This window comes from uncultured Lamprocystis sp. (genome assembly GCF_903933125.1).
Lineage (GTDB): Bacteria > Pseudomonadota > Gammaproteobacteria > Chromatiales > Chromatiaceae > Thiodictyon.
Map to the genome: position 1 here is coordinate 1 of NZ_CAIZIZ010000530.1, position 9,476 is coordinate 9,476.

Consider the following 9,476-nt stretch of genomic DNA (forward strand, 5'->3'; position numbering starts at 1 on the left):
GGAACCCCAACGATCCCAGGCGTTGGCCGTTGGGGTTCCTTCGTCACCCCAACCTACCGGGCTTCGTCACCCCAACCTACCGGGCTCCAGGACAGCCCAAGTCTGCGACCCCGGCTACCCGAACTGATCGCCGCCCGCTACGGCAACGTCCGCAAGAACGCCATGCGTGAAACCGGCCTGCCGCTTCAGACCTTTCCGGAGACCTGTCCCTTCAGCATCGCGCAACTGCTCGATGAGGAGTTTTGGCCCCAATGAGCGTGCCAGTTATAGCCGTCGGACGTGATAACCGGACGTAGGGGCGGGTTTCAAACCCGCCCCTACACCAAGGATCTGTCCGGATATCAGGTCGGAAGGCTACAAATAGGGATCAGGGCGGCACCGTGTCCGTCCAGTTCATCCCGCCGTCGGTTTGACGCTCGGGGACCTGAAGATAGCGGCCGGAGGATGGCGGCGGGGTGACACCTGCTCCGGCCGTCTGCTGTCGCTGCTTGCGCGCGGCGACTTGCCGCTCGATCAGCGCAAGGGTCGCGGTCGTCAGGTAGCCGGTTGCCGGGAGTTGGTGATCGCGTTGAAAGGCTTTCAGGATGCGGCGAAAGTCCGCTTCGAACTTGCCTTGGTTCAAGCGACCGAGATAACCGAGTTCGCCAAGCTGATCCACGATCGACTGCCGATCGGCCTGTTTCAGCCCCAGGCTCTCCTCGGCCCGTTCCGGTGTCGGCTCCAAGTGCAGGCTAACCTCGACCGGCGCCGCCCCGCTGACCGTCACCCACTCCTCGGCATCCGGGTAGCCCCTGGCCCGCACCGCCACCAAATGGGGACCGGGCGACAGACCGCTCACCTCCACGGGCCGGCCGCCGGAGGCCAATCCTTTGATTTCGCCGTCGACGTGGATAAATGCGGAGCTGTCCAGGTCCACAGAGACCCGCAGTCGCCCAGCCGCGGCAACCGCTGCTGTCGGCGTCGCCGGCTCCCTGGCTGTTGCATCGCGCGTATCCGGTTCATCGGCCGCCCCGTCGACTGCCGCCGGCACCGCCCGCTTCGCCATCGAGGTCATCACCGGTGCGGCCAGCACCACCCGAAAACCGGTATCCGCCGTCCGCACATCGCCCGCGGCATCATAGGGCTGCACCTCCACCTGCCGATCCGCCCGCAGATCCTCGTCCGTGCTGTGGATGCCCCCGCCGCGCAGCACATCGCCGCCGACCTGACCGGGATACTGTTCTGAACGGTACGGGTCATTCATGCATTCCCAGGCATTGCCGTACAGGTCGTGCAGTCCCAGGGGATTCGGCAGGCGCAGTCCGATGGGTGCGATCGTCCCATCCGCGTTGCGGTTGTACCAGGCATGGCGGTCGAGCCCCTCCGGCATGGGATAGCGGGATCGCGCAAAGACCTCAGCGGAGACCAATGCCCCGCCGCGCGCCGCGTACTCCCACTCCAGGTCCAGCGGCAGCCTGACGAAGGCGGGTTTGCCCTCGACCCGCGGCAGACACGGTGTCGCATCAGCGGCACATGGCGGAATCCGGTCGGCATTGGCGGCCAGCCACCGCGACAGTTGCGCAGCGAAGTTGATCGCGTCGATCCGACTCACGCCGACCTGTGCGGTCACGGCTGCGGCCCCGGTGAGTGCCGGTGCCGGCGGGCAGGCCCCGCCCGCCGCCTGTGCCGTGACCGTCAGATATTGCAGCGCCGTGACCTCGTACTTGCCGACCAGCAAGTGCTGCCCCGCTGTCCCGCCCGTGCCCGAGAAGGGGCCGACCAACGCGGTGCGGGTGCTGCCGGCCGGTGTCGCCACCGGCCGGAAGGCGAGCGCGCCCCCGCACGGCAGCGGCACGATCACGTCGTCAGGCAGCGGTTTGGGGTTGTAGAGCGGCGCCGGCCAGACCGCCGGGGCGACACCAACCGCGCCGGGGTCCGCCCTGGTCGGGATCACGGCCCCGCCGACACCGGCGCACATGAGCACCGACAGTAGCACAGGCGGGTTGTGCACGAGGCCGGAAAGCGAGACGTGAGACGGCATGGCGATCAGGTCCGGAGCTTGCGTCAGCGCGTAGGATTGGGTAGAGCCGGGCGATGCCCATCCGGCCACCGCGGCGCTTGAGGATGGGCATCGTTCTCGCTCTGCCCATCCTACCGAAAGACCGAGCCCAAACAAACCACATCACTACAACGTTGCGTTTGATGGAATGTAACCTTCATACCGAACATCCAGACAGACCCCTGGCGTAGGGGCGGGTTTCAAACCCGCCCCTTGTATGTTCTACGTCCGGTTATCGCGTCCGACGGCGATCGATCCGGCGCTTCCATGGGTCAGGTCGCCCCGAAGCTCACCGGCAGGCGTCGCGGCCCCCAGGTGCCCGGACGGGTCTCGAAGACCCCGGCCAGGGGTGTGCCGCACGAGCGGCAGCGGCCCTGGTCATCAAGGCCCCAGGCGCCAAGCTGGTACCAGTCCCGCTCGATCAGCAAGGCGCCACAGTGGTGACACCAGGTGCTGTCGCCGGCGCTGTCATGGACGTTGCCGGTGTAGGCATAACGCACGCCGTTGCGCCGCGCGAGTTCACAGGCGCGGCGCAAGGTCGCGGGTGGGGTCGGCGGGGCATCGCGCAGCTTCCAGTCGGGGTGGTAGGCGGTGAAATGCATCGGCACGTCCACCCCGAGGTTGTCCACCACCCAGTGGGTCATGGCGTCGAGTTCTTTGTCGCTGTCGTTATAGCCAGGGATCAGCAGCGTGGTCAGTTCGAACCAGACCCGGGTCTCGTGGCGCAGGTAGCGCAGGGTATCCAACACCGGCGCCAGATGAGCGCCGCAGACCCGGTGGTAGAAGTCCTCGGTGAATGCCTTCAGATCCACGTTGGCCGCATCCATTGAGGCGAAAAACACCTCGCGCGCACCCGGATTCACATAGCCCGCGGTCACCGCCACGTTACGGATGCCGAGCGCGCGGCAGGCCGCCGCGGTATCCACCGCATACTCCAGGAAGATGACCGGATCGTTGTAGGTGTAGGCGACGCTGCGGCAGCCGAGTTGAGCCGCGCGCCGGGCGATGGCCTCCGGGGTCGCCGACGCGGCCAGGGTGTCCTGCTCCCGTGACTTGCTCATGTCCCAGTTCTGACAGAAGCGACAGGCCAGATTGCACCCGGCGGTGCCGAAGGAGAGGATCGGTGTACCGGGCAGAAAGTGGTTGAGCGGCTTCTTCTCAATGGGGTCGACACAGAAGCCGCTGGAACGTCCGTAGCCGTCCAGGACCACTGCACCGTCGCGGCAGCCGCGCATGAAACAGAAGCCTTGCTGGCCCTCGTGCAGTTTGCAGGAACGCGGACAGACGTCGCACTGCACCCGGCCGTCCGGGAGACTGTGCCAGAATTGGGTCGGATGGATGGACATGGGATTGGACTCCTGACACGGTCGGCGATGACGACGCGAAAGCGCGCGCCGGCCTTGATCGTAATCCCGGCCAGCGGCATGCATAGTCAGGGCTTCCAGCCCTGACGGTGTCAGGCCAGGATGGCCTGACTACGCACCCGGCGAGCCCAAGTGGCCGGAACCATGATCAAGGCCCGCGCGCCGGTCGGTCGGTCGGTTTGCCGGCCGAGCTGTTGGGTGGTCTGGACCGGCCCGGCTCGCCCCGCGGCGGCACTTTCACTACACTTACATAGTAGTCGGCCCACACCAAAGGGCCTGAAATAGGGGGTTGCATATGATGATCGATCGTCAACCGGCCGTAGCCGGGCGCTTCTACCCGGCCGATCCCATGACGCTGCGCCGGCAGGTGGACACCTTGCTGGCCGCCGTCGCACCCGCTGCGCAGACCCACCCCAAGGCGCTGATCGCGCCCCACGCGGGTTATCCATACTCCGGGGCGATCGCCGCCTCGGCCTATGCCCAGCTTGCTCCGATCGCCGCCCGGATCAGACGGGTGGTGCTGCTCGGTCCGGCCCACCGGCTGCCGTTTCGCGGCATCGCCTATCCGACGGCGGAGCGTCTGCTGACCCCGCTGGGTGCGGTCGAACTGGATCAGGCGGCGATCGAGAACCTCGCGGATTTGCCGCAGGTCGAGCCGCTGGATGCGGCCTTCGACGGCGAACACTGCCTGGAAGTGCAGTTGCCCTTCCTCCAGACCCTGCTCACCGACTTTCGGATTGTCCCGTTGATCGTGGGCGGCGTGGCGCCCGAGGTGGTGGCGCAGATTCTGGAGCGGCTCTGGGGTGGGGATGAAACCCTGATCGTCGTCAGCTCCGACCTGAGTCATTATCTGGACTATAGCACCGCGCAACGGGCCGACCGGGCAACCACCAGCGCCATCGAGCAGCTTGCACCCGAGGCGCTGCATCACGACGGTGCCTGCGGCGCCACCCCGGTGGCCGGACTGCTGCTCGCGGCGCGCGACCACGGGTTGTCGGTGCGCACCCTGGACCTGCGTAACTCCGGAGATACAGCCGGTCCACGTGACCAGGTGGTCGGGTATGGTGCCTATGCCATCTTCTGACGCTCAGACCCTGGACCCGGCCGCGCGCCGGCTGCTGCTCGAGGTCGCCTGGGAGTCGATCCGCCACGGCCTCGCCGTCGGCGCGCCCTTGCAGCCGAACCCCGCGGCCTATCCTGACGTCCTGCGCGCACCACGGGCCGCCTTCGTCACGCTCCATCACCATGGAGCCTTGCGCGGCTGCATCGGTCACCTGGAAGCCAGCCAGCCGCTGGTCCTGGACGTGGCGGACAATGCCTTCGCCGCAGCCTTCCGCGACCCCAGATTCGGACGGCTGGAGCCCTGGGAACTGCAGAACCTGGAGCTGGACTGCTCGGTGCTGACGCCGGCCGAGCCGATGGTGTTCGAGGATGAACCGGACCTCCTGCGCCAGTTGCGCCCCGGCATCGACGGCTTGATCCTGGAAGACGGTTGGGCGCGCGGGACCTTCCTGCCGGCGGTCTGGGAGTCGCTGCCCGAGCCGCGGCAATTCCTGAACGAACTCAAACGCAAGGCCGGGCTCCCGGCCCACCATTGGAGTAAGACGCTGAAGGTCTCGCGCTATCGAACCGAATCCTTCGGCGGCCGATCGTGAACGATATCCCGCTGACCGGACTCTTACTCCTGCTGCTGATCCTGATCCTGCTCTCCGCCTTCTTCTCGGGCTCCGAGACGGCCCTGCTGACCCTCAACCGCTATCGGCTGCGCCACCGGGCCGAACAGGGTCACCGCGGCGCCCGCCTCGCCCGCAAACTGCTGGAACGGCCGGACCGACTGATCGGTGTGATTCTGCTCGGCAACAACTTCGTCAACATCCTGGCCTCATCGATCGGCACGGTCATCGCCCTGCGGCTCGGCGGCGAGGCGGCCATCGGTATCGCCGCCGGGCTCCTGACCTTCTTGATCCTGATCTTCGGCGAGGTCACCCCCAAGACCCTGGCCACCCTGGACCCGGAACGCCTCGCCTACCCGGCCGCCTATGTCTACGGCCCCTTGCTCAAACTACTGTATCCCCTGGTCTGGCTGGTCAATCTGATCGCCAACGGCCTGCTGCGGCTCATCGGCGTGCCCATGGCAGCCGGACCCGGCACGGCCTTGAGCCGGGAGGAACTGCGCACCGTTGTCAGCGAGGCCGGGGCGATGATTCCGGAACGCAGCCGCTCCATGCTGCTCGCCATCCTCGACCTGGAGCACGCGACCGTGGAGGACATCATGATCCCCCGCAACGAGGTCGAAGGCATCGACATCCAGGACCCGGCGGATGAGATCATCCAGGCCATCCGCAATGCCGGCTACACCCGCCTGCCGCTGTTCGACGGCGGCATCGACAACGTGATCGGCGTCTTCCATGCGCGCCATGCGCTGCACGCCATGCTCGACCAGGGACTTGGCAAGGAACACCTGCGCGCCATCGCCCAACCGCCCTATTTCGTGCCCGAAGGAACGCCGCTCTACCAGCAGCTTCTGAACTTTCAGCGCGAAAAGCAGCGGATCGCCCTGGTCGTCGATGAATACGGCGATTTCATGGGTCTGATCACCCTGGTGGACCTGCTGGAGGAGATCGTCGGCGAATTCACTACAGACCCCTCGGACAGCATCCCGGAAATCCATCGGACCGCGGACGGCAGCATCCTGGTGGACTGCGGCATCGGCGTACGCGACCTCAACCGGGCCATGCGCTGGGAGCTGCCGACCGATGGCCCCAAGACACTCAACGGGCTGGTTCTGGACTACCTGGAAACCATCCCCGAATCCGGCACCAGCCTCAAACTGCATGGTCATCCGCTCGAAATCGTGCAGACCACGGAAAACGCCGTCAAGACCGTCAAAGTCCCGCCCCGCGCAGCCCGCAAGGGCTGGCGTCAGGAGCGGCCGGGGTAAGGCAATCGCGTGAAGCGATTCCCAGGAATAGAGGCATCGAACGTGATCACCGGACGTAGGGGCGGGTTTCAAACCCGCCCCTACACCAAAGGTATGCCTGGAGATCAGGTGTGAAGGCTATACTTCCCGCCCCGCAGCCCAGGATCCCTGGGTTGTCCGTATCCGTCGGCAACGTCGCTCATCCACTCGTGCAGGAAACCGCATGGTCAAACTTACCCTGACGTTCAAGGGTCGTCTGCTTGCGGTTTACCGCCTGGAAGTGCTGTCCGCGATCATCGGGCGTAATCCTGACTGCGCGGTGTGCATCGATAGTCTGGCCGTCGCCCCCCGGCACGCGCGGATTGAACAGACCCAGGAGAGCCTGACCTTGACCGCGCTGGACGCGGCGCACCCCGTGTTTCGCAATGGCACCCGAGTCGATTACAGTCCGCTGGCGGACGGTGACTTGATCCTGGTCGGAAAACACATCCTGAGCATCTCGCTGGCCGATGAGGACGCACCTCAATTGACGCTGCCGGCCAGGGCGACCGCGCCGCGCGACGATTCATCGGAAGCACCGGACCTGCTGCCGGCCTATCTGCAGATCCAAAGCGGACCGGACATCGGGAAAGTGATCCCGATCTGGCGGGCGGTCACCCGCCTGAAGCGCATCGGCGGCCACGAGGTCATCATCGCCCATCGCGACACGCACTACATCCTCGGCCGCATCGGGGAGGCCAACCGCGTCCACGTGGGTCAGCGCTCCCTGCGGGGCGACGACACGGTGCAACTCACCAACGGGGATCAGATCGAGGTCGACGGAATCCGCTGTCAGTTCTTTTGTTTCGTAGACGGCGAGGAGGTGCCGGGCGACCCGCGACCTTAGCCCGTCGTCCGGTCCATTCGATCAGGACGGGCTGACGATTGCGCGGCGGCTGCGGGCGACTTCGACGATTCCGATCATGATGGTGACCGGGATGGGGTCCGATATCGATCGGATCGTCGGTCTGGAATTGGGAGCCGACGATTATGTCGTGAAGCCTTTCAACCCCCGCGAACTGGTGGCCCGCATCAATGCCGTGTTGCGGCGGACCTCGGCTCGGCCCTTGGATCTCGGGCCGGCCGCGTCGCTGGGGCATGACTGCCGGCAGTTCGCGGGCTGGTTTCTGGATCTGACCGCCCGCCTGCTGACCGACCCCGCGGGTCAGGTGGTGTCGCTGACCAATGCCGAATTCCTGCTGCTCGAAGCCTTCGTCACGGCGCCGCATCGGGTGTTGAGCCGCGAGCAGTTGCTGGAGCGCACGCGTTCGGCGGACGCGGAGGTGTTCGATCGCACGATCGATGTACTGGGTGCCGCGTCCCGCACCGCAGCGCCAGGTGCCGTCGGGCCTTGGCTGTCTGCCGGTGCCGCCGGGGGCAACCGGATCTGAATCCGCGTTCCCTGCCCCGGCGCACTGTCGATGGCGATGCTGCCGCCGGACTGCCGAACGAAACCGTAGACCATGCTGAGACCCAGCCCGCTGCCTTTGCCGGGGGGCTTGGTGGTAAAGAAGGGCTCGAAGACCCGCTCGGCCAGTTCCGGGCTCATGCCGCAGCCGGTGTCGCTGACTGCGATCTCGATGGTGCCGTCCGCGAGGCGGGCCGTGGTGAGGCTGATTCGTCCCTGGCCCTGCATGGCGTCACGGGCATTGATCGCCAGATTCATCAGGGCGTCTTCCAGCTGGCCGGGGTCGATGCGCACCGGCGGCAGCGCGGGTTCCAGAACCGAGAAGCCGTCGTTCATGGTGTTGAAGGTGGCGAGCAGCAGGTTGGATCAGACTGATGTCGCGGACCACGAACCGGTAGGAAAGCAGGGTGGCCAGCAGGACGATGGCGACGCTGACGACGACGAACCACAGGGTGTTGTTCAACAGATTGGCGCCCATGGCGTCCGCCGCCCGGGCGATGTTCTCGTTGGCCGAGCGCACCAGGGCGTCGACCCGCTGCTTCAGGTCGGTGGCGACGGCGCGGCTGGCCGCCACCAGTCGATCCGCGCCGTCCAGGGTCGTCAGTTCATCGTGACGCAGGGTAAAGATCCCGTCGGCGCCCAGTTGACCCGCGAGCCGGGTCAGCGCGAGACCGGTCCGCAGTCCCGCAGTCCCGCAGGGATGGCGGGGATCAGCCCGGTGAGCCGATCCAGCGTCCGGTCATAGGCGTTGCGGGCGAGCGTGACCTGTTCGATGGTCGGCGCCTGCGCAGCGATCAGCAGCTCACCCAAGGCCGAGCCCACCAGTCGCTCCGCGTCCAGCAGCGGTCCTTGGTGGGCGACGGCCGCCCGCCGGAACAGTCCCGGATCGGGCGCCGGCACTCTGGAGAGCACGGCGGCGACCGCCAGGATCGAGGGTCCCAGCACCTGGGCAACGTCCTCGCGCAGGTCGATGAGCTGGTCCCGTTGGCGCTGCAGGGCGGTTCCGAGGTTGGCCTGCCGTTCCAGCAGCAGGGCCAGATCACGCAGGTTATTCGCCAGCGCCGGGGCCAGCCGGGTGATGTCGGCCACCCCGCCGCTGCCGCCCGGATGCAGATCGCGCAGCCGCTCGGTCTCGCTGGTGAGCGAGCGCAGGTCCCGATTGATCAGGTTGGTCTGATGCCGCCGCGCATCCGCGCCCTTTGCAGCCATCAACGCCGGGGTGCGATCCTGCAATCGCTCACCGACCCGCGCCAGGACCAGGGCTGCGATCGACGCCGGCAGTTCCCGGTTGGTGACTTCCGCCACCCGGGCACGAATCTCCATCAGGGCGACCAGGGCCATCGCGCTCGCGGCCAGAATCGCCAGGGTCGCCAGCCCCAGGATCAGCAGCAGGCGGCCCTGGATACCGGAGTGCAGCGGGCTGGCAAGGGTGTGCACGGCTTGATTTGCTCTGGTTGGCCGGGCCTTGGGCTTTGATCAGCGCTTCGGCCAAAGTGATCGATCGGATTTATCCACAGATGGACACAGATGTTCACAGATGAAGAAAAATATTGGTCATGGCCAGGGCGTCTCGACTTTGGCCATTTTTGCCTGAGGCCGGGCGCTGTGCACGGGTGGGCTGGACCAGGGCCGGCGGCTCCTGCGGAGGTGGCGGCAGCGGGAGACCGGCGGTATCGTCTGAAGTCGACCAAAACACCAGCCGTCACC

At 66.4% G+C, this 9,476-nt stretch carries 10 protein-coding genes and 1 pseudogene; 6 read left to right on the forward strand and 5 right to left on the reverse strand.

Going from position 1 to position 9,476, the window contains the following annotated elements; all coding sequences use genetic code 11:
* On the forward strand, positions 1-255 hold a 255-nt coding region (locus tag QZY03_RS29010; RefSeq protein WP_295587370.1), incomplete at its 5' end, for a DUF29 domain-containing protein.
* A gap of 112 nt (positions 256-367) precedes the next feature.
* On the opposite strand, the gene QZY03_RS29015 is transcribed toward QZY03_RS29010, so the two are convergent.
* Complete coding sequence (locus tag QZY03_RS29015; protein WP_295587372.1) at positions 368-2,020, reverse strand: SUMF1/EgtB/PvdO family nonheme iron enzyme; 1,653 nt, start codon at positions 2,018-2,020, stop codon at positions 368-370.
* Positions 2,021-2,310: 290 nt separating this feature from the next.
* Positions 2,311-3,384 carry an AmmeMemoRadiSam system radical SAM enzyme gene (gene amrS, locus QZY03_RS29020; RefSeq protein WP_295587374.1) on the reverse strand — a complete coding sequence of 358 codons (1,074 nt, stop codon included), beginning with the start codon at positions 3,382-3,384 and terminating at the stop codon, positions 2,311-2,313.
* Between the two features lie 313 nt (positions 3,385-3,697).
* Between amrS and amrB the strand changes: the two genes are divergently transcribed.
* The 5 genes from amrB to QZY03_RS29045 all read left to right on the forward strand — a co-directional run bounded on the left by amrB (position 3,698) and on the right by QZY03_RS29045 (position 7,752).
* On the forward strand, positions 3,698-4,486 hold the full coding sequence (gene amrB, locus QZY03_RS29025; RefSeq protein WP_295587376.1) for an AmmeMemoRadiSam system protein B: 789 nt from the start codon (positions 3,698-3,700) through the stop codon (positions 4,484-4,486).
* Positions 4,473-5,057, forward strand: a complete 585-nt coding sequence (gene amrA, locus QZY03_RS29030; protein ID WP_295587378.1) for an AmmeMemoRadiSam system protein A — start codon at positions 4,473-4,475, stop codon at positions 5,055-5,057. Before amrB ends, amrA begins: the two co-directional genes overlap by 14 nt.
* Positions 5,054-6,343, forward strand: a complete 1,290-nt coding sequence (locus QZY03_RS29035; protein WP_295587380.1) for an HlyC/CorC family transporter — start codon at positions 5,054-5,056, stop codon at positions 6,341-6,343. Before amrA ends, QZY03_RS29035 begins: the two co-directional genes overlap by 4 nt.
* A 202-nt stretch (positions 6,344-6,545) precedes the next feature.
* On the forward strand, positions 6,546-7,208 hold the full coding sequence (locus QZY03_RS29040) for an FHA domain-containing protein (RefSeq protein WP_295587381.1): 663 nt from the start codon (positions 6,546-6,548) through the stop codon (positions 7,206-7,208).
* A 31-nt stretch (positions 7,209-7,239) separates the two neighbouring features.
* A complete protein-coding gene (locus tag QZY03_RS29045) occupies positions 7,240-7,752 on the forward strand; it encodes a winged helix-turn-helix domain-containing protein (RefSeq protein WP_295587387.1) in 513 nt (170 codons plus the stop codon).
* Positions 7,753-7,793: 41 nt separating this feature from the next.
* On the opposite strand, the pseudogene QZY03_RS29050 reads toward QZY03_RS29045, so the two are convergent.
* From QZY03_RS29050 to QZY03_RS29060, 3 genes and pseudogenes are all read right to left on the reverse strand, one after another.
* A pseudogene (locus QZY03_RS29050) lies at positions 7,794-8,105 on the reverse strand (sensor histidine kinase); the annotation flags it as partial.
* A complete protein-coding gene (locus tag QZY03_RS29055; protein WP_295587383.1) occupies positions 8,002-8,343 on the reverse strand; it encodes a hypothetical protein in 342 nt (113 codons plus the stop codon). The gene QZY03_RS29055 and the pseudogene QZY03_RS29050, both read right to left, overlap by 104 nt.
* A gap of 86 nt (positions 8,344-8,429) precedes the next feature.
* Positions 8,430-9,206: a hypothetical protein gene (locus QZY03_RS29060; RefSeq protein ID WP_295587385.1), complete on the reverse strand. Its 777-nt coding sequence runs from the start codon at positions 9,204-9,206 to the stop codon at positions 8,430-8,432.
* Positions 9,207-9,476: the final 270 nt, after the last annotated feature.